Here is an 18755-nt window from a genome sequence, read left to right on the forward strand (position 1 = left end):
TATCGACTATTGCTATTTCCTTTGTACAGTGCCCGGCATTGCATTGTGAAGCCTGTCCTAATACCTCCGCGTGTCCGGCTCCAATGACGGCGGGTGATCTTTCATGGATTCATCGTGAAGGTTCTCGTTTCGATACCTGCTTGAGGGCCGGAATGTGACCGTCATCTCGTAGGTTGCTACGAATCTACGCGAGTAGAAATTTTGTGCCGGTAGTCTGAAGGAACCTGCTCAGCACCTCGCAAGCAGCACACGCCAGCACCACACACCGGGAGTGCCAGTGGCACGCGTCGTAGTCGACGTCATGCTCAAGCCGGAGATCCTCGACCCCCAGGGCCAGGCGGTGCAGCGTGCACTGCCGCGCCTCGGTTTCCAGGGCATCTCCGACGTACGTCAGGGAAAGCGCTTCGAACTCGAGGTGGAGGGGCCCGTCGACGAGGCCGCCCTCGCCCGTATCCACGAGTTGGCGGAAACCTTCCTCGCCAACACCGTGATCGAGGACTTCGTCGTAAAGGTCGAAGAGGGCCGGCAGGCGCAGAAGGCCGAGGAGGCCGCGAAGTGACTGCTCGAATTGGAGTCGTCACTTTCCCGGGAACCCTCGACGACCGCGACACCCAGCGCGCCGTCCGCGTCGCCGGCGCCGAAGCCGTCCCGCTGTGGCACAAGGACAAGGACCTCAAGCAGGTCGACGCCGTGGTGCTGCCCGGCGGGTTCTCCTACGGCGACTATCTGCGGGCCGGTGCCATCTCGCGTTTCTCCCCGGTGATGGAGTCCGTCATCGCGCAGGCGAAGGCCGGAATGCCGGTCCTCGGCATCTGCAACGGGTTCCAGGTGCTCACCGAGACGCACCTCCTGCCCGGCGCGATGCTCCGCAACAACCACCTGCACTTCGTCTGCCGCGAGCAGAAGCTGCGCGTGGAGAACGCGGAGACCGCCTGGACCGCCGACTACACGGCCGGCCAGGAGATCCTGATCCCGCTGAAGAACATCGACGGGCAGTACACGGCCGACGAGCGGACGCTGGACATGCTGGAGGCCGAGGGCCGCGTCGCCTTCCGCTACCTCGACGGCAACCCCAACGGCTCGCTCCGTGACATCGCCGGCATCACCAACGAGGCGGGCAACGTCGTCGGCCTCATGCCGCACCCCGAGCACGCGGTCGAGCCGCTGATCGGGACCGGCCGCACCGACGGCCTGGGATTCTTCACCTCGATCTTGAAGAAGCTGGTCAACGCCTGATGACTCTGGACACCGTCAAGCACGCGAGCGAGACCCCCGACGTCAAGCTCCCCTGGGCCGAACTGGGCCTGAAGGAGGACGAGTACGAGCGCGTCCGCGAGATCCTCGGCCGCCGCCCGACCGGCGCCGAGCTCGCCATGTACTCCGTCATGTGGTCCGAGCACTGCTCGTACAAGAGCAGCAAGATCCACCTGAAGCAGTTCGGCGAGAAGGTCCCCGAGAACGACGCCATGCTCGTCGGCATCGGCGAGAACGCCGGTGTGGTCGACGTCGGCCAGGGCTACGCCGTCACCTTCAAGGTCGAGTCGCACAACCACCCCTCCTACGTCGAGCCCTACCAGGGCGCGGCCACCGGAGTCGGCGGCATCGTCCGCGACATCATCGCGATGGGCGCGCGCCCGGTCGCCGTCGTGGACCCGCTGCGGATGGGCGACGCCCACCACCCCGACACCAAGCGCGTCCTGCCGGGCGTCGTCGCGGGCATCGGCGGCTACGGCAACTGCCTCGGCCTGCCGAACATCGGCGGCGAGCTCGTCTTCGACGCCTGCTACCAGGGCAACCCGCTGGTCAACGCCGGTGCCATCGGTGTCATGCGGCACGAGGACATCCACCTCGCGAAGGCGTCGGGCCCCGGCAACAAGGTCATCCTGTACGGCGCCCGCACGGGCGGCGACGGCATCGGCGGCGCCTCGATCCTGGCCTCCGAGACCTTCGACGACACCAAGCCGAGCAAGCGTCCCGCCGTGCAGGTCGGCGACCCCTTCCAGGAGAAGCTCCTCATCGAGTGCACCCTGGAGGCCTTCGCCGAGAAGCTCGTCGTCGGCATCCAGGACCTCGGCGCCGCCGGACTCTCCTGCGCCACCAGCGAGTTGGCGTCCAACGGCTCCGGCGGCATGCGCGTCGAGCTGGACGACGTGCCGCTGCGCGACTCCACGCTCACCCCTGAGGAGATCCTCATGAGTGAGTCGCAGGAGCGCATGTGCGCGGTGGTCGAGCCCGAGAAGGTCGAGCGCTTCCTCGCGATCTGCGAGAAGTGGGACGTCATCGCCACCGTCGTCGGCGAGGTCACCGACGGCGACCGCCTGGAGATCTTCTGGCACGGCGAGAAGATCGTCGACGTCGACCCGCGGACGGTCGCGCACGACGGCCCGGTCTACGAGCGTCCCTACGCGCGGCCCGCGTGGCAGGACGCGCTGCAGGCCGACGACGCGAACAAGCTGGCCCGCCCCGCGAACGCGGACGAACTGCGCGAGCAGGTCCTCAAGCTGGTCGCCGCCCCGAACCAGGCCGCGAAGTCCTGGGTCACCGACCAGTACGACCGTTTCGTGCAGGGCAACACCGTGCTCGCGCAGCCCGAGGACTCCGGGATGATCCGGATCAACGAGGAGACGGGTCTCGGCGTCGCCATCGCCACCGACGGCAACGGCCGGTTCGCGAAGCTCGACCCGTACACCGGCGCCCAGCTCGCGCTCGCCGAGTCGTACCGCAACGTCGCCGCGGCCGGCGCCAAGCCGCTCGCCATCTCGGACTGCCTGAACTTCGGTTCGCCCGAGGACCCGGCCGTCATGTGGCAGTTCGCCGAGGCCATCCGCGGCCTCGCCGACGGCTGCCTGGAGCTGGGCACCCCGGTCACCGGCGGCAACGTCTCGCTCTACAACCAGACCGGCGAGGCGGCGATCCACCCGACGCCGGTCGTCGCCGTGCTCGGTGTGATCGACGACGTCGCACGCCGTACGCCGATCGCCTTCGAGGAAGAGGGCCAGCTCCTCTACCTGCTCGGCGAGACGCACGAGGAGTTCGGCGGTTCGGCCTGGTCGCAGGTGGTCCACGGGCACCTCGGCGGTCTGCCGCCCAAGGTCGACCTGGCGCGCGAGAAGCTGCTCGCCGAGATCCTGATCTCGGCCTCGCGCGACGGCATGATCGACGCGGCGCACGACCTGTCCGACGGCGGTCTGGTGCAGGCCGTCACCGAGTCCTGCCTGCGCGGCGGGCGCGGTGCCCGGCTCGTCGTGCCGGACGGCCTGGACGCGTTCACCTTCCTGTTCAGCGAGTCGGCGGGGCGTGCGGTCGTCGCCGTGCCGCGCAGCGAGGAGCTGCGCTTCACCGACATGTGCGGGGCGCGGGGTCTGCCCGTGCGGCGCATCGGTGTCGTGGACGGCGACGCGATCGACGTGCAGGGCGAGTTCACGCTGCCGCTGAGCGAGCTGCGCACGGCGCACGAGGAGACGATTCCGGGGCTCTTCGCCTGATCGTTTTCTGCGCTGAGAGCCGCTGAGAGCCGACAGCCCCCGTCCGGACCTGGTCCTGGTCCTGACGGGGGCTTCGTCGTTCTCCGGGGCAGGGGTTGCACGTTATTACGTAATTACGTAATCTCGCATCATGGATCTGGAAGAGCGCGTCGCCGAGCTCGAACGGCGCATGGCGGAGCTGGAGGGCGCGGCCCCGGCCGCGCCCGTCGTGGGCGTGGGCGAGGGCGAGAGTGACTTCTGGGCCCTCGACGCGCTGAAGGAGCGGCACCCGGTGACGCGGGACGCGGACGGCGCGGTGCTGTTCACCGGTGCGGTGCGCGTCCCGACGGGACATCGGTACGAGTGGCAGTACGGCCGGCTGACCGAGGCGCTGTTCGCGGGTGACTGGTCGGACGCCGCCGAGTCGTTCGCCGCGCTCGGCAATCCCGTACGGCTGCGGCTGCTGCGGGAGATCCTCGGCGGCCTGCGCACCGCCGCCGAGTTGGCCGCGCTCGACGACGTCGGCACGACCGGCCAGATCTACCACCACCTGCGCCAGCTGACCGGCGCGGGCTGGCTGCACACCGCGGAGCGCGGCCGCTACGAGATCCCTGCCGGGCGGGTGGTGCCGCTGCTCGTGGTGCTCACGGCCGCGCGACCGGTGACCTGACCGTTCTCGGCGCGGCGGGGCCGCTCCCGCACGTCCGCGCTCTGTACGTCCGAACCAGGGGGAAGTCGTCATGTCCGGAAGCCGACGCAAAATCATCGCGGTGACCCAGCACGTCCTGTGGGTCATCTTCTTCGTCCAGGCGGTCGCCGGGACCTTCGTGGACCTGCCCTACAACTACTGGCTGGGCTGGCTGCCCGCGCTCGGCGCCCTCGCCATCACCCTCGTGACCTCGCGCACCGTCCGTCGGCGGCTCCAGGCGGAGCCCCCGGCGCCGGTCGAGGTCGGACCCCCGGTCACCGGTCGCTGGTCCGCCCTCAACAGTCCCGCCGACAAGGTCCCGAGCCACGGCACCCACCACCTCGGGCAGACCTACGCGATCGACATCACGGCCGAGCCCGCGGAGGGACCGGCCCGCCCCGCCCCCATCTGGTTCTGGCCCGTGGCCAGGCACGGCCGGGACTACCCCGCCTTCGGGGCGCCGCTGCGGGCGGTGGCCGACGCCACCGTCGTGCGCGCCGAGGACGGCCAGCGCGACCACTACAGCCGCAGCTCGCTCCTCGGAGTCCTCTACTTCTTCCTGGTCGAGGGCGTCGGCAGGACGATCGGCGGCAACCGCCGGATCGTCGGCAACCACATCGTCCTCGACCTCGGCGGGGGCACGTACGCCCTGTACGCGCACGTCCAGCGGGGCTCGCTCGCGGTGCGGGCGGGGGACGAGGTCGTCGCGGGGCAGCGGCTCGGCGGCTGCGGCAACTCCGGCAACTCCACCGAGCCGCACGTGCACTTCCAGCTGATGGACGGGCCCGACATGGACACGGCGCGGGGCGTGCCCTTCCGCTGGCGCGGGATCGGCGTACCGGCGAACGGTGAGTTCTTCACGGCGGAGGAGGGGCGGGACGCCCCGGAACCACAGGATGCCCCGGAACCACAGGGCGGCGCGGAATCACAGGACGCCCCGGAACCACAGGACGGTGGGGAACCGGCCGCCGGGGAAACCGCACCGCGAGTCATGTACTGAGTAAAAATTTCGTCCTGGTACAGTGCGGGTATGGCTGGAGTGGGCACGGCTGGTGCAGGCATGGCTGACGCGGGCGTGACGCGGGAACCGCTGGGGCTGCGCGAGCGCAAGAAGCGGCAGACCGCGTCCCGGATCTGGCGGAGCGCGCTCGACCTCTGCCTGGAGCGCGGCTTCGACAAGGTCTCCGTCGCGGAGATCGCCGCCGCGGCCGACGTCTCCAAGATGACGGTGTTCAACTACTTCGGCACCAAGGAGGACGTGCTCCTCGGCCCGATGGAGGAGCACGTCGCCGATGCCGCCGACGCGGTGCGCGAGCGCGGTCCCGGCGAGTCCGCGGTGGCCGCCCTGCGCCGCCAGTTCCTCGCCAAGGTCGCCGAACGCGACCCCTCCATCGGCCTCTCCGACGACCCGCGCCTGCTCCAGATGCGCCGGCTCATCAGCGACACCCCCGCCCTCACCCGCCGGACGGTCCTCTTCCAGATGCGCGGGGTCGAGCTCCTCGCCGACGTCCTCGCCGAGGAGACCGGCGACCGGCTGCTCGCCCATGTCGCCGCCCACCAGCTCGCCGCCGCGCGCGACGCGGTGATCCTGGAGAACCACCGCAGGCTGCTCGCGGGCGACACGGCCAAGGACATGGCCGACGACTGCGCCGCCCTCGCGGAACGCGCCTTCGACCTGGTCGAAAAGGGACTTCAGGGGTACCCCGGGACGGCTTAGGCTCGACGCCATGTCCCCGGCCAAGAAGCGCACGCGCTCGTACGACTCCGCCAAGACCCGCGCCGCCGTCCTCGCCCAGTTCGGCAACGTCCGGGACGCGGTACGCACCCTCACCCCCGAGCAGCTCGCCCGCCCGACCCGGCTCGGCGCGTGGACCGTGCACGAGCTGGCCGCCCACCTCGCGATGGTCCTCGCCACCACCCACCGCTACCTGGACATGCCGGAGCCGTCCCAGCGCGAAGTGCCGCTCATGGACTGGCCGTTCGCGACCGTCACCGCGGCCGCCCGGGTCGACGAGGACACCCGGGCCGTCGCGGACGGCGCCGACCTGGACGACCTGTTCACGCGCACGCTCACCGGCATCGGGGAAGCCCTGCCCGCCGCCCCGGACGACCGCCTGGTCCCGTCCCGTTTCGGCGCCATGACCCTCGGCGACTTCCTGGTCACCCGTACCGTCGAACTGACCGTCCACACCGACGACTTGAACGACGCGGTGCCGGGCCTCGACGTGCCGTACGACCGGCACGCCCTGGCCTCCTGCGCCCGGCTGCTCGCGGACGCCCTCGCGGTGAAGGCGCCGGGCGCCTCGACCGAGGTGCGCGTCCCGCCGTACGCGGTCGTCCAGTGCGTGGAGGGTCCCCGGCACACCCGCGGCACCCCGCCCAACGTCGTCGAGACCGACCCGCTCACCTGGATCCGCCTCGCGACCGGGCGCACGGACTGGGCGACGGCGCTCGACACGGCGAAGGTCAGCGCGAGCGGCGAACGGGCGGATCTGTCGGGGCTGCTGCCGATCATGGGGTGAGGCGTCGCGGGTACGACGGGACGGTCGATGGAACCGGCACCCCCACTCGTCCCGTCACATCGTCATGCACACGCAGCGTCTGACCCTCAACCTGACCGCGCTGGCCTCCGCCGGGCTGCTGCTCACCGCATGCGGCACCGAGTCGGGAGCCGGCTCCGAAGGCGACTCCGGCGGCCGTTCCGTGGCGAGCGAGCAGCGCCTGACCGGCATCCGCTGGAACGTCGAGAGCCTCACCCTGGGCGGCAAGAAACACGCGGCCCCCGAGGACGTCTACCTGAAGATCGGCAAGGACGGGCGGGCCGGCGGCAGCTACGGCTGCAACCGGGTCGGCTCCGACGTGTCCGTCAAGGGCGACACCGTCGACTTCGGCAAGCCGCTGATGACGAAGCGGGCCTGCACGGACGACGACCGCATGGCGTTCGAGAAGAACTTCATGCGCGCCCTCGACTCGGGCAGGTTCACCGCGAAGGTCGACGGCGACCGGATGACCCTCACCACCGCCAAGGGAGCCCGCGTGGACCTCACCTCGCAGCCCGCCGAGCCCGACGCCCCGCTCACCGGCACCAAGTGGACGGTGAACGGCGTCGGCGACGCCAAGACGGCCGCGGCCCTGCCGAAGGCGCTGGCGGACAAGGTCCACCTGACCTTCGGCAAGGACGGCAAGGTGCGCGGCAACCTCGGCTGCAACGACGTCACCGCCAAGGCCGAGGCCGCGGACGGCCGCATCACGTTCGGGGCGCCCGCGACCACCCGGAAGATGTGCCCGGGCGACGCGATGACCACCGAACGCAAGCTGCTCAAGCTCTTCGGCGGCGAGGCGCGTTACGAGGTCACGCAGGGCACCTTGAGGATCACCGCCGCCGACGGCACCGTGATCAGCGCGAACGCCGACCGGAAGAGCGATGCGCAGAAGACGGACGACGCGAAGAAGACGAACGACGCGCAGAGCGGCCCGAAGAAGTAGCGGCAGCGGCGGAGGCGGCGGGCCGGTGCCGGGACTTCAGCACGAACGCCGCGCCGATCGCGAGCAGCAGCCCGCCGCCGACCGTCACAGCAACCGAGGTGCCGGAGTCCGCCCCGGTCTCGGCCAGCGCGGACGTACCGCCCTCGGGCCGGGCCTCGTCGGCACCCGGACCCGCCGCGTCGGCCTCGCGGTTCTTGCCGGTCTCGCCGTCCGCGGCCGCCCCGCTCTCGGACCCGCTCTCGGACCCGTTCCCGGACCCGTTCCCGGACCCGGCCCCGGCGTCGTCTCGAGCCGTCCCCGCGGCCGCGGCCGGCGCCGCCACCCCGTCCAGGCTCACCGACACCGTCGCCGACGCGTCCCCGGCCCTCACGACCTCGACCTCGACCTTCCGCCGGGAGTCGGTCAGCTTCTCGCCCGCCGCGAGGGCGTCCGCGTCGGCAGGGGCGTCGCCGCCGGTGGACTCGTCGGCGTCGGGCGTCGGGTCGATCAGCGCCGACTTGGCGTAGTCGCCGCCCGGCACGCGGTAGGCGTGGACGCCCTGGATCTCGGCGTCGAGGCTGCCGGACGCGTGCCGCAGTTCGACGACGAGCCGGTCGTCGCCGAGCGGGATGTCCAGCGCCCGGACCTCGCCGCCGCCGTTCCCGCCCCCGCTGCCGTACAGGGGCCGCAGCTCGTACGTACCCGACTTGCCGACCTTCACGGCCTCGTCCCCGCTCAGCCACTTGTTGTGGAGCAGTTCGGGCGAGGCGAGCCCGGCCTCCCGACCGCCGCCGCCCATCGGGGTCTTGTGGCTGGTGCCGTCCTCCTCGCAGCCCGCGCCGAGGTCGCCGTCGGGGCAGCGCAGCCGCATGTGGTGGCTGTAGCCGACGTTGTGCCCGAACTCGTGGACCAGCGCGGTCATCGACATCTCGCCGTCGGCGCCGACCGGCATCCAGGTGGTGCCGCCGCCGACGGTGCCGAGCGCGAGCCAGTCGCAGCCGGCCTTCTCGGAGGGGAAGACGAGCGACAGGTGGTCGTAGCGGTCCTCGGGAACGCCCTTGGCGGCCAGCGCCTTGCGGGTCAGGTCGTTGATCTTGCCGGTGTCGCAGCCGGTGGCCGCGAGGTCGATGTCGACGGGGCCGGTGATCCCGTCGCCCTCGGCCGCCTCGAAGGTGGTCGCGCCGCCGGTCACCTCGTTGTAGTACGAGGTGAGGGAGGAGTCGGCGCCGAAGTAGTGGTCCTTCAGGGAGGCTTCGAGCTTGCCCGCGTCCGGTATCCGGCTGTCCGTGAAGTTCACCATGGCGACCTGGACGCGGCGCTCGGCCCGGTCCGCCGCGGACGCCTGGGCGGCGCCCGACGCGGTGACGGTGACCGCCGCCAGGGCGGCCGGTACGAGTCGGGCGCGGGGGGACAGCTTCATGGCGGACCTTCCGGGGTGGGGGGATACGAAGGATCAGCGAGATCAGCGAGATCAGCGAGATCAGCGGGATCAGTGAGATCAGTGAGATCAGTGAGATCCGCGCGATCGGCAAGGGGCAGCGGCGGATCGATCGCCCGTCGCCCGAGGGACGTTAGCGATCACCGCGCCCCCTGAGACCCCCACCCGGCGGCCGTTAGGGCGCACTTAAGCCTGCCGTAAGAAACCCACCTCCCCGAGGCCGCCGCGGGCCGCCCCGCGGCCCGCGAGCACTCCCGTCTCCGTCCCCGTCGGGAAGCCCCGTCGGGAAGCCCCGTCGGGAACCCGTCAGGAAGCCCCCTCCCCACCCGGGTACGGCAGCAGCTCCTTGTCCGTCCGCTCCCACGCGGCCTTCAGCTCGGCGAGCAGCGCCGGCTCGCCCGCGGCCCGGTCGGCCTGCTCGCGCCGGTCGGCCGCGAGGTCGAAGAGCTGGTCGGGGCCGCCCTTGCCCCGGTAGTACTTCCAGTCACCGCGGCGCAGCGCCCGCTCCCCGCGCACCCGCCAGAACAGCTCGCGCTCGGCGATCTCCGTGCCCTTGAGCAGGTAGGGGGCGAGGCTCGTGCCGTCCAGCGGGTACGCCGGGTTCGGCCGGGCCCCGGCGATCTCCAGGAGCGTCGCCGTCCAGTCCGGCGTGTAGACGGGCTCGTCGCTGACCTGCCCGCCGTCGAGCCGCGCGGGCCACCGCACGATGGTCGGCACCCGGATCCCGCCCTCCTTGAGCGAGCCCTTGTTCCCGGACAGCGGCCAGTTGTACGAGAAGCGCTCACCGCCGTTGTCGGAGGCGAAGAAGACCAGGGTGTCCCGCTCCTGCCCGGACTTCTTCAGCGCGCGGAGCACCTCGCCGACGGACCGGTCCAGGTCCTCGACCATCTCCGTGTACTTCTCGACGGACCCGCCGTCCTGGTGCCAGAGCGCGCCCTTCTCGCCCGCCTTGATCCTGCGGACGATCTCCGCGCTCTGCTCCTCGTCGCCGTCCGCGATCCACGGCCAGTGCGGGGTGGTGAAGTTCAGGTTGAGCAGCCACGGCTTGTCCCCGTGGTCGCGCCGCACGTACGCGCTCGCGCGCTCGGTGAGGATCCGCGTGTAGTACCGCAGGTCCTTGTACTCGGCGTCGCCCTCTCGCACGTCCCCCTCGTACAGGTCGTACTCCCCGCCGAGCCCGAGCTTCGAGTAGTACTCCAGGGCCCCGCCGAAGTTCCCGAAGAACTCGTCCCAGCCCGACCGGGTGGGGGAGTAGTCCGGCAGGTAGCCGCAGTGCCACTTGCCGATCAGCGCGGTCGCGTACCCGGCGTCGCGCAGCAGCGAGGCGAGCGTGGGGTGGGTCGGCTCCAGGCCCACGGACTTGTCGGCGATCGGCTCCGCGAGCCCGCCCTTCGTACGTCCGGGGAAGCGTCCCGTGTAGAGGCTGAAGCGGGTGGGCGAGCAGGTGGCGGAGCCGGAGTAGGCATCCGTGAAGCGCACGCCCTGGCGGGCGAGCCGGTCCAGGTTCGGGGTCTTGATGTGCGGCGACCCGTAGGAGGAGAGGTCGGCCCAGCCCAGGTCGTCGCCGAGGATGAAGAGGATGTTGGGCCGCTTCGCGCGCCGGTGTGCCGCGGCGCGGAACGGCCGCTCCTCGTCGGCGGCGGAGGCCCGCGCCGGTGCGGCGGGCAGCCCGATCGCGGCGGCCGTCGCGGAGGCGCCGACGGCACCGCCGAAGGCGCGCCGGGACAGCTTGGATTCGTACGAAGACACAGTGCGCTCCTGAACGGGGCCGGGTACACCGGACCGGCGCGCTCACAGGGCGTCACGGGAAACGGTGTCCCGCGCCCGGAGAGAAAGGGGGAGGAGACGGAGGAAGGGGCGGAAACGTTCAGGCAGCGCGACGACAGATGGCGCTCGCGACACGGACGAGGTCGACGTGGCGGCGCTCCACGAGGGCGACCTTCGGGTCGCTCAGGGGCGGCTGCATGGGCCAGGATCCTGGTCGGGAGGCCATGCACGTGTCAACGAAAGCGGCCGCCTGTTCACAAGGGCTTCGTACTACCCGGGGGCGGGCACGTCACGGCGGGCGGCCGTGCGGCACCAGGGCCGACGAGGGGCCGCGATCACCGTCCGTGCATGGTCTGTATCCCCAATTCGGACCAGTGGTCGATCTCGCCTACACTCGATGCCGTGCCACGTGGTGACGGTCGACTCAATCATGATCTGCTCCCCGGCGAGAAAGGCCCCCAGGACGCTTGCGGCGTCTTCGGTGTCTGGGCTCCGGGTGAAGAGGTCGCCAAGCTCACTTACTTCGGGCTGTACGCCCTCCAGCATCGGGGCCAGGAGTCCGCGGGAATCGCGGTCAGCAACGGCTCCCAGATCCTCGTCTTCAAGGACATGGGCCTCGTTTCCCAGGTCTTCGACGAAACCTCTCTCAGCTCGCTCCAGGGTCATATCGCGGTCGGTCACGCCCGCTACTCGACCACCGGAGCCTCCGTATGGGAGAACGCCCAGCCGACGTTCCGTGCCACCGCGCACGGCTCCATCGCGCTCGGGCACAACGGCAACCTCGTCAACACGGCCCAGCTCGCCGAGCTGGTCGCCGAACTCCCCAAGGAGAACGGCCGCGCGACCCAGGTCGCGGCGACCAACGACACCGACCTGGTGACGGCTCTCCTCGCGGGGCAGACGGACGACGACGGCAAGCCGCTGACCATCGAAGAAGCCGCCATGAAGGTCCTCCCGGACGTCCAGGGCGCCTTCTCCCTCGTCTTCATGGACGAGCACACGCTGTACGCGGCCCGTGACCCGCAGGGCATCCGCCCGCTGGTCCTCGGCCGCCTGGAGCGCGGCTGGGTCGTCGCCTCGGAGTCCGCGGCGCTCGACATCTGCGGCGCGAGCTTCGTCCGCGAGGTCGAGCCCGGTGAGTTCATCGCGGTCGACGAGAACGGACTGCGAACGTCCCGATTCGCGGAAGCGAAGCCCAAGGGCTGTGTCTTCGAGTACGTCTACCTGGCGCGGCCCGACACGGACATCGCCGGCAGGAACGTCTACCTCTCGCGCGTCGAGATGGGCCGGAAGCTCGCCGAGGAGGCTCCGGCGGACGCCGACCTCGTCATAGCGACCCCGGAGTCCGGAACGCCGGCCGCGGTCGGTTACGCGGAAGCCTCCGGCATCCCCTTCGGCGTCGGCCTGGTCAAGAACGCCTACGTCGGCCGGACCTTCATCCAGCCCTCGCAGACGATCCGCCAGCTCGGCATCCGCCTCAAGCTCAACCCGCTCAAGGAAGTCATCAAGGGCAAGCGTCTGGTCGTCGTCGACGACTCGATCGTCCGCGGCAACACCCAGCGCGCCCTGGTCAAGATGCTCCGCGAGGCCGGTGCGGCCGAGATCCACATCCGGATCTCCTCGCCGCCCGTGAAGTGGCCCTGCTTCTTCGGCATCGACTTCGCGACCCGCGCCGAGCTCATCGCCAACGGCATGACGATCGACGAGATCGCCACCTCGATGGGTGCCGACTCGCTCTCGTACATCTCCATCGACGGCATGATCGAGGCCACGACCATCGACAAGCCGAACCTCTGCCGCGCCTGCTTCGACGGCGTGTACCCGATGGATCTGCCCGACCCCGAGCTGCTCGGCAAGCAGCTCCTGGAGACGGAGCTGGCGGCAGGCCCTGCCGCCACGGCAGCGGCCGACGCGATCCGTCGCCCGTAAGCCACCCGTAGTAACGACACGAAAGCTCTCACCCCCATGCCTACTGAGCCTTTTGAGCGTGCTCCGCACACGGGCACCGGTGCCAGCTACGCCTCCGCGGGCGTCGACATCGAGGCGGGCGACCGCGCCGTCGAGCTGATGAAGGAGTGGGTCAAGAAGACCCAGCGTCCCGAGGTCGCGGGCCTCGGCGGCCTCGGCGGGTTCGCCGGCCTCTTCGACGCCTCCGCGCTCAAGCGCTTCGAGCGCCCGCTGCTGGCCTCCGCGACGGACGGCGTCGGCACGAAGGTGGACGTCGCCCGCCAGATGGGGGTCTACGACACCATCGGCCACGACCTCGTCGCGATGGTCATGGACGACATCGTCGTCTGCGGCGCCGAGCCGCTCTTCATGACCGACTACATCTGCGTCGGCAAGGTCCACCCCGAGCGCGTCGCCGCCATCGTGAAGGGCATCGCCGAGGGCTGTGTCCTCGCCGGCTGCTCCCTCGTCGGCGGCGAGACGGCCGAGCACCCGGGCCTGCTGGGCCCGGACGACTTCGACGTCGCGGGCGCCGGCACCGGCGCGGTCGAGGCCGACCGCCTGCTGGGCCCCGATCGCATCCGTAAGGGTGACGCGGTGATCGCCATGGCGTCCTCCGGTCTTCACTCGAACGGGTACTCGCTCGTCCGGCACGTGGTCTTCGACCGCGCGGGATGGGCCCTGGACCGCCAGGTCGAGGAGTTCGGCCGCACGCTCGGCGAGGAGCTCCTGGAGCCCACCAAGATCTACTCCCTGGACTGCCTGGCGCTCACCCGCACCACGGACGTCCACGCCTTCAGCCACGTCACCGGCGGCGGCCTCGCGGCGAACCTGGCCCGGGTCGTCCCGGACGGGCTGCACGCGATCGTCGACCGCGAGACGTGGACGCCGGGCGCGGTCTTCGACGTGGTCGGCAAGACGGGCCAGGTCGAGCGCCTGGAGCTGGAGAAGACGCTGAACATGGGCGTCGGCATGATCGCGATCGTCCCCGAGGAGTCCGCGGACGCGGCGCTCACCACCCTCGCGGACCGCGGGGTGGACGCCTGGATCGCCGGCGAGATCACGGACCGCGGCGAGCACCCGACGGGCGCCGCTCTGATCGGCGACTACGCCAAGTAGACGGTGGTGCTGCCCTCCGGGGCAGCACAAAACCCGGTCCGGTGTGGTGACCACCCCGGACCGGGTGAAGTGCAGTTGCTATGAGAACTGCGAATACTGCGTAGGCAACAAATAATGCGTATGCAACGAGGTCAAGCGCCGCGGCGCTGCGACGACGGACCGGACTCGTCGGAGTCCTCGTCCTCGTCGTCGTTATACAGATCCGCGTACTGGGCGTACGGGTCGTCTTCCTCGTCGTCGTCCTCGAACGGCTCGCCATTCGGCGGCTGTTGCGAAGTCGAAGCGCCCAGCTCATTGGCCAGACGCGACAGGTCAGTCCCGCCGCTGCTGTACTTCAGCTGGCGGGCGACCTTCGTCTGCTTGGCCTTTGCCCGGCCGCGCCCCATGGCTCGACCCCCTCGGATATGGGGCTCGGTGGCCCCAGAGTCTTGACACGCGTTCATGATCGGGAACGGGCTCTCCTCGGAGAGACCGGTCCGTAGGGCTTCCACGGTACCTGCTCCTGCGGCCATACGGTACGTCGCCCGCAGGACGCGCCTCGGCGCACCACCCGCGAGGAGCCCCGTCCTCGCTGGTCAACTGCGATTTTAACCTCTTCTTGGCGGGCGACCCGCCGACGGGGGTGAGTCTTGTCTCTCGTGTACGTCGACGGGGCCCTGTCAAAATGTCGCGCGATCCCGGAACATCGGATTCCGGTGCGTGTCAGCGCGCCTCCGCCATGCGCTGCTCGGCGATCCTGTCCGCCGCCGCGGCCGGCGGAATGCCGTCCGCCTTTGCGCGAGCGAATATTGCGAGCGTGGTGTCGAAGATCTTCGCCGCCTTTGCCCTGCACCGGTCGAAGTCGAAGCCGTGCAGCTCGTCGGCGACCTGGATCACGCCGCCCGCGTTCACCACGTAGTCCGGCGCGTAGAGGATCGCGCGGTCGGCGAGGTCCTTCTCCACGCCCGGGTGCGCGAGCTGGTTGTTGGCGGCGCCGCACACCACCTTCGCGGTCAGCAGCGGCACGGACGCGTCGTTGAGTGCGCCGCCGAGCGCACAGGGCGCGTAGATGTCGAGGCCCTCGGTCCTGATCAGCGCGTCCGTGTCCGCCACCGCCGTCACCGACGGGTGCCTGTGGACGATCTGCGCCACCGACTCCTCGCGCACATCGGTGATCACGACCTCGGCGCCGTCCTCCAGGAGGTGCTCGACGAGGTGGTGGCCGACCTTGCCGACGCCCGCGACGCCGACCTTGCGGCCGCGCAGCGCCGGGTCGCCCCACAGGTGCTGGGCGCTGGCCCGCATGCCCTGGAAGACGCCGAACGCGGTGAGCACGGAGGAGTCGCCGGCGCCGCCGTTCTCCGGGGAGCGCCCGGTGGTCCAGCGGCACTCACGGGCGACGACGTCCATGTCGGAGACGTACGTACCGACGTCGCAGGCCGTCACGTACCGGCCGCCGAGCGAGGCGACGCAGCGGCCGAAGGCGAGCAGCAGCTCCTCGCTCTTGATCCGGAACGGGTCTCCGATGATCACGGCCTTGCCGCCGCCGTGGTCGAGTCCGGCCATGGCGTTCTTGTACGACATCCCGCGCGAGAGGTTCAGGACGTCGGCGACGGCCTCCGCCTCGGTCGCGTACGGGTAGAAGCGGGTGCCGCCGAGGGCGGGGCCCAGGGCGGTGCTGTGGATGGCGATGACGGCCTTGAGGCCGCTGGCGCGGTCCTGGCAGAGCACTACTTGCTCGTGGCCTCCCTGGTCCGAGTGGAACAGGGTGTGCAGGACGCCGTTGTCTGCTTCGGTCACTGTGGTGACTCCCGGTCGAGTGCGGCGGTTGGGCGGGCTCCCGTACGGGTGGCGGGGGCCCGATGGGCATGAGACTAGAGGCTGTCCACCTTCCTTGGCCGCCCCCTGCCGAGGATCACCCTCGCGCGGAGTGTCCGGCGGGTGCGGGACCGGGTGCGTCGGAGTTCGGCCATGGCACGCTGTGCGGAGTTTTCCAGCCGGTACGTGGGGGAGAGAGCAGCCGTGCCCAAGGTGTCATCGGTGACGGTCCCGTACGCGTCCTACCTGCGTGTGTACGAGCCGCTCGCCGCCTTCCCCGAACCCGAGCGCGGCCACTGGGCCCGCTATGCCCGCCGCCCCGACCTGCCCTCCTACCAGGACGAACTCCGCCGCTCCCTGGCCGACTTGCTGCCGACGCCGCCGGTGCCCGTGCCGGTGCACGAGAGCGGCGACGCGTTCGTGGTGGAGGTCGACGGGGTGCTGTGCGTCTGCCCGTGGCGGACCCGGCTGCGCGGCTGGCAGGCCATGGAGGAGTTGGCGGAGCAGTTGCCCACGCCCGTCCTGGACGCGGTGGTCCCGCCGGTCCTGCGCCGCCAGACGGCCGCGGACTACGAGCGGTGGCTGGCCCGCAACCCCGACGCGCGCCCCTGGATCCGCACGGCCACGTGGCAGGTGCCCCTGCACTGGTTCGTGCTCGTCGCGGACGAGGAGCGGAGCTACGAGCGGGACGGGAAGGCGGAGCGGGAGGAGCGGGGCGAGGAGGGCGCTGAGGGCGCTGAGGGCGGGCGGCCGCCGGTCCTGCGCTACCGCACGCCGATGGTGCAGGCCCGGCGCCGTCTCGCGCGCGGTCTGAAGGCGCTGCGGGAGGCGCTGGACGAAGGGCCGATCATCGACGGGCTCATGGACGTCGGCCGCTGGCTGGAGGAGTTCCACCCGCGCTCCCTGGTCGAGCTCGACTACGGAGGTCTCGTGCACGCGGTGCCGGCCGACGAGCTCGACGAGGACCACTCCGCGGCCGATGTCGCCGAGGGGATCGAGGCGCTGCGCAACGGTGACGGCGCGGCGGCCGGCGAGGCGTATGCAAGGCTCGTGGAGCGATGGCGGGCGATCCGGGACCTTCAGTTCGCGAACTGAGGTCCGTGGTCGCGCGGTCGGGCGGGGCGATGGTCCGTGACCCGGCCGGCCGGTGGTCACTCCGTGCCGGGACGTAGGTCCCGATCCGGGCCTTTGCCTCAAGCGTGACGGACCGCACTTACTGCGCCCTTGCGCCCATCACCCCTCCTCGTGCCAAAATAGGACAAGGAGTCCGGGGAGGGCTCCTTCCGCCCAAGTACGGGCGGAATGCTCAGCATTGCACGCTATGGGGGGTCTGTTGACTCCTGATCGCTCTGTGACTGATCGTCACTGTGGCGTGACTGTCCGCTATGGCATGGTCCATCGGCTTCCGTCGGTGATGAACACCTGGGAGGGCAATTCCATCGGTTTGGCCGACGCGGCTGGACGGATGGTGTAGTTGTAGTGCCGAGGACAAGCCGTTCGTCCTATAACCGACTCGACTCGCGTCCGCCATTTCGGGCAACGCGGGTCAAGGTGCAGAATTTAGAGGAATGAACCGAGAAGGTTCGGTTCTCCCGAGGAGGCCGCTCATGACCGCTCGCACCCCTGATGCCGAGCCGCTGCTGACCCCGGCTGAGGTCGCCACGATGTTCCGCGTCGACCCGAAGACGGTGACGCGCTGGGCCAAGGCTGGCAAGCTCACGTCGATTCGCACGCTCGGCGGACACCGCCGTTACCGCGAGGCTGAGGTCCGCGCACTGCTCGCGGGCATTCCGCAGCAGCGCAGCGAGGCCTGAACTACCGCTTAACCAGCAGTAACCCGCACAACTCGGACGAAGAGCAGCACTACTGCCGGGTCCCCCAACCTGGTCGTACGTCCGACATATGGCTACACGCGACGAGGGTCCTGCCCCAACGGGACCCACGCCCGACACGCATGGGTGAGTCGTTCTGATCGCGCTGGACTCCGCCGGGTCCAGCGCGATCTTTTTTGTGCGCCCGAGGACTCGCTGGTGGGCGGTCTGTGAGCGCCCTTGTTGGTCTCTGGTCGGTCTCTGGGGAGTCCCCGGGGAGGGTGCCCGGACAGCGCCTCCGGGGCGGTGCAATTGCACATATTAAATTGGCCCGTTGTAGGAAGGGTGTAAGTTCCGGGGTTCCCAAAACTTGTTCGGTGACACCCGTCACACGTCGGGAAGCTTGTTGCGCGCGATGCCCCTGCGCTAGAGGGGCTGCGGCGGCATTCGAAGGCCTTCGAGCTTCAGCCTCCCACCGGGAAGGAGGGGTGTGCGTCGGCTTTGGTCACGCGTTGGGGGGACTTTCGTCCCCGCTGTGCTCCAGGTGCTCTCGCGGCGCACCCGGCTCGCCTGTCACTGGCTGCCCGCCGGCCGCGGCGGGCTCGTCGCGGCCGGGTGCGGCGCTCTCGCGGACCAGGACCACCTCGGGGGCCTCGCGCTCGCCGGGGAGGCGCTGAGAGGGCTCCAGGGCGAGCCTCAGCAGCCGGTGGCAGATCGGGCAGTGCCGGGTCAGATGGCGGTAGCTGGCGGCCGCCGCGAGGTGCGCGCGCAGCAGGGCGCGCGTTTCGTGTCTCACGGACGCCGGAGAGGCAGAAGAAGCAGAAGAAGCAGAAGAAGCTGAAGAGCTCGGAGAAGCGGACATGCGTCACCTCCTGGGAGCCTCCCGCGGCTCCCTGCTGTCCGGGGTACCGGTGGAATGTGACGCAGTCAAGGTGCGGGTGCCACAACGGGCCGCGTGCGTGGGGGCGGTGGGGCGCGCGGGGGAGACGGAGCGGTCCGGACCCGCCGCGGGGCGCGTGCGCGGCTGCTGGGGCCGGGGGTGCGGCCTCCCGGGGAGCGGCAACGCGAAACGGGCCGCATCCAGTGGATGCGGCCCGTTCCTTTACTGCGGTCCTGACGGGATTTGAACCCGCGGCCTCCACCTTGACAGGGTGGCGAGCACTCCAAACTGCTCCACAGGACCTTGCTTTGCGGCGCTTGTTGCTGCGTTGCGCTGCGAAAAGAGACTGTACAGCAGCGCAGGCCCGGCGGTCGAACTC

18 protein-coding genes and 1 tRNA gene are annotated in these 18755 nt (G+C 70.4%); 12 read left to right on the forward strand and 7 right to left on the reverse strand.

The window, feature by feature from the left end; all coding sequences use genetic code 11:
- Positions 1-277 precede the first annotated feature (277 nt).
- The 8 genes from purS (at position 278) to ACZ592_RS11815 (ending at position 7638) form a co-directional block, all read left to right on the forward strand.
- A complete protein-coding gene (gene purS / locus ACZ592_RS11780) occupies positions 278-559 on the forward strand; it encodes a phosphoribosylformylglycinamidine synthase subunit PurS (protein WP_471581334.1) in 282 nt (93 codons plus the stop codon).
- Positions 556-1236 (forward strand): phosphoribosylformylglycinamidine synthase subunit PurQ, encoded by a 681-nt coding sequence (gene purQ, locus ACZ592_RS11785; protein ID WP_471581335.1) that lies wholly within the window; start codon positions 556-558, stop codon positions 1234-1236. The genes purS and purQ overlap by 4 nt, the downstream gene beginning before the upstream one ends.
- Entirely contained in the window at positions 1236-3485 is a 2250-nt protein-coding gene (gene purL, locus ACZ592_RS11790) for a phosphoribosylformylglycinamidine synthase subunit PurL (protein WP_471581336.1), read from the forward strand. Before purQ ends, purL begins: the two co-directional genes overlap by 1 nt.
- Before the next feature lie 130 nt (positions 3486-3615).
- Positions 3616-4134 (forward strand): ArsR/SmtB family transcription factor, encoded by a 519-nt coding sequence (locus ACZ592_RS11795; protein WP_471581337.1) that lies wholly within the window; start codon positions 3616-3618, stop codon positions 4132-4134.
- Positions 4135-4204: 70 nt separating this feature from the next.
- Complete coding sequence (locus ACZ592_RS11800) at positions 4205-5152, forward strand: M23 family metallopeptidase (RefSeq protein ID WP_471581338.1); 948 nt, start codon at positions 4205-4207, stop codon at positions 5150-5152.
- A 60-nt stretch (positions 5153-5212) separates the two neighbouring features.
- The gene (locus tag ACZ592_RS11805; protein WP_471581339.1) at positions 5213-5869 is read left to right on the forward strand and encodes a TetR/AcrR family transcriptional regulator; all 657 of its coding nucleotides are present in this window, start codon (positions 5213-5215) and stop codon (positions 5867-5869) included.
- Positions 5870-5879: 10 nt separating this feature from the next.
- Entirely contained in the window at positions 5880-6674 is a 795-nt protein-coding gene (locus ACZ592_RS11810) for a maleylpyruvate isomerase family mycothiol-dependent enzyme (protein WP_471581340.1), read from the forward strand.
- Between the two features lie 64 nt (positions 6675-6738).
- Entirely contained in the window at positions 6739-7638 is a 900-nt protein-coding gene (locus ACZ592_RS11815; protein ID WP_471581341.1) for an META domain-containing protein, read from the forward strand.
- Here ACZ592_RS11815 and ACZ592_RS11820 read toward each other — a convergent pair.
- The 3 genes from ACZ592_RS11820 to ACZ592_RS11830 all read right to left on the reverse strand — a co-directional run bounded on the left by ACZ592_RS11820 (position 7550) and on the right by ACZ592_RS11830 (position 11021).
- The gene (locus ACZ592_RS11820) at positions 7550-9037 is read right to left on the reverse strand and encodes an LPXTG cell wall anchor domain-containing protein (RefSeq protein WP_471581342.1); all 1488 of its coding nucleotides are present in this window, start codon (positions 9035-9037) and stop codon (positions 7550-7552) included. The genes ACZ592_RS11815 and ACZ592_RS11820 overlap by 89 nt on opposite strands.
- Before the next feature lie 324 nt (positions 9038-9361).
- A complete protein-coding gene (locus tag ACZ592_RS11825) occupies positions 9362-10804 on the reverse strand; it encodes a sulfatase family protein (RefSeq protein WP_471581343.1) in 1443 nt (480 codons plus the stop codon).
- Positions 10805-10922: 118 nt separating this feature from the next.
- The gene (locus ACZ592_RS11830; protein ID WP_471581344.1) at positions 10923-11021 is read right to left on the reverse strand and encodes a putative leader peptide; all 99 of its coding nucleotides are present in this window, start codon (positions 11019-11021) and stop codon (positions 10923-10925) included.
- Between the two features lie 203 nt (positions 11022-11224).
- Between ACZ592_RS11830 and purF the strand changes: the two genes are divergently transcribed.
- Both purF and purM read left to right on the forward strand, forming a co-directional pair.
- Positions 11225-12751: an amidophosphoribosyltransferase gene (purF, locus tag ACZ592_RS11835; RefSeq protein WP_471581345.1), complete on the forward strand. Its 1527-nt coding sequence runs from the start codon at positions 11225-11227 to the stop codon at positions 12749-12751.
- A gap of 36 nt (positions 12752-12787) precedes the next feature.
- A complete protein-coding gene (gene purM, locus ACZ592_RS11840) occupies positions 12788-13888 on the forward strand; it encodes a phosphoribosylformylglycinamidine cyclo-ligase (protein WP_471581346.1) in 1101 nt (366 codons plus the stop codon).
- A gap of 131 nt (positions 13889-14019) precedes the next feature.
- Here purM and ACZ592_RS11845 read toward each other — a convergent pair whose 3' ends face one another.
- Both ACZ592_RS11845 and ACZ592_RS11850 read right to left on the reverse strand, forming a co-directional pair.
- Positions 14020-14274 (reverse strand): DUF3073 domain-containing protein, encoded by a 255-nt coding sequence (locus tag ACZ592_RS11845; protein WP_055568369.1) that lies wholly within the window; start codon positions 14272-14274, stop codon positions 14020-14022.
- Between the two features lie 316 nt (positions 14275-14590).
- On the reverse strand, positions 14591-15667 hold the full coding sequence (locus ACZ592_RS11850) for a Leu/Phe/Val dehydrogenase (RefSeq protein WP_471581347.1): 1077 nt from the start codon (positions 15665-15667) through the stop codon (positions 14591-14593).
- Positions 15668-15889: 222 nt separating this feature from the next.
- Between ACZ592_RS11850 and ACZ592_RS11855 the strand changes: the two genes are divergently transcribed.
- Positions 15890-16780 carry a DUF8083 family protein gene (locus ACZ592_RS11855; RefSeq protein ID WP_471581348.1) on the forward strand — a complete coding sequence of 297 codons (891 nt, stop codon included), beginning with the start codon at positions 15890-15892 and terminating at the stop codon, positions 16778-16780.
- Between the two features lie 512 nt (positions 16781-17292).
- Positions 17293-17499, forward strand: a complete 207-nt coding sequence (bldC, locus tag ACZ592_RS11860) for a developmental transcriptional regulator BldC (protein ID WP_003949541.1) — start codon at positions 17293-17295, stop codon at positions 17497-17499.
- 502 nt (positions 17500-18001) lie between these two features.
- On the opposite strand, the gene ACZ592_RS11865 is transcribed toward bldC, so the two are convergent.
- Both ACZ592_RS11865 and ACZ592_RS11870 read right to left on the reverse strand, forming a co-directional pair.
- Positions 18002-18292 (reverse strand): DUF6274 family protein, encoded by a 291-nt coding sequence (locus ACZ592_RS11865; protein ID WP_471581349.1) that lies wholly within the window; start codon positions 18290-18292, stop codon positions 18002-18004.
- Between the two features lie 312 nt (positions 18293-18604).
- Positions 18605-18679: transfer RNA gene (locus ACZ592_RS11870), tRNA-Asp, on the reverse strand.
- Between the last annotated feature and the right edge of the window lie 76 nt (positions 18680-18755).

Source organism: Streptomyces sp. NPDC040622 (assembly GCF_055593965.1).

Bases quoted from the DNA above. Each gene is read 5' to 3' on its own strand.
- purL (WP_471581336.1), top strand. From the start codon at position 1,236: ATGACTCTGGACACCGTCAAGCACGCGAGCGAGACCCCCGACGTCAAG.
- ACZ592_RS11795 (WP_471581337.1), top strand. From the start codon at position 3,616: ATGGATCTGGAAGAGCGCGTCGCCGAGCTCGAACGGCGCATGGCGGAG.
- ACZ592_RS11800 (WP_471581338.1), top strand. From the start codon at position 4,205: ATGTCCGGAAGCCGACGCAAAATCATCGCGGTGACCCAGCACGTCCTG.
- ACZ592_RS11805 (WP_471581339.1), top strand. From the start codon at position 5,213: ATGGCTGACGCGGGCGTGACGCGGGAACCGCTGGGGCTGCGCGAGCGC.
- ACZ592_RS11810 (WP_471581340.1), top strand. From the start codon at position 5,880: ATGTCCCCGGCCAAGAAGCGCACGCGCTCGTACGACTCCGCCAAGACC.
- ACZ592_RS11815 (WP_471581341.1), top strand. From the start codon at position 6,739: ATGCACACGCAGCGTCTGACCCTCAACCTGACCGCGCTGGCCTCCGCC.
- ACZ592_RS11820 (WP_471581342.1), bottom strand. From the start codon at position 9,037: ATGAAGCTGTCCCCCCGCGCCCGACTCGTACCGGCCGCCCTGGCGGCG.
- ACZ592_RS11830 (WP_471581344.1), bottom strand. From the start codon at position 11,021: ATGCAGCCGCCCCTGAGCGACCCGAAGGTCGCCCTCGTGGAGCGCCGC.
- purM (WP_471581346.1), top strand. From the start codon at position 12,788: ATGCCTACTGAGCCTTTTGAGCGTGCTCCGCACACGGGCACCGGTGCC.
- ACZ592_RS11845 (WP_055568369.1), bottom strand. From the start codon at position 14,274: ATGGGGCGCGGCCGGGCAAAGGCCAAGCAGACGAAGGTCGCCCGCCAG.
- bldC (WP_003949541.1), top strand. From the start codon at position 17,293: ATGACCGCTCGCACCCCTGATGCCGAGCCGCTGCTGACCCCGGCTGAG.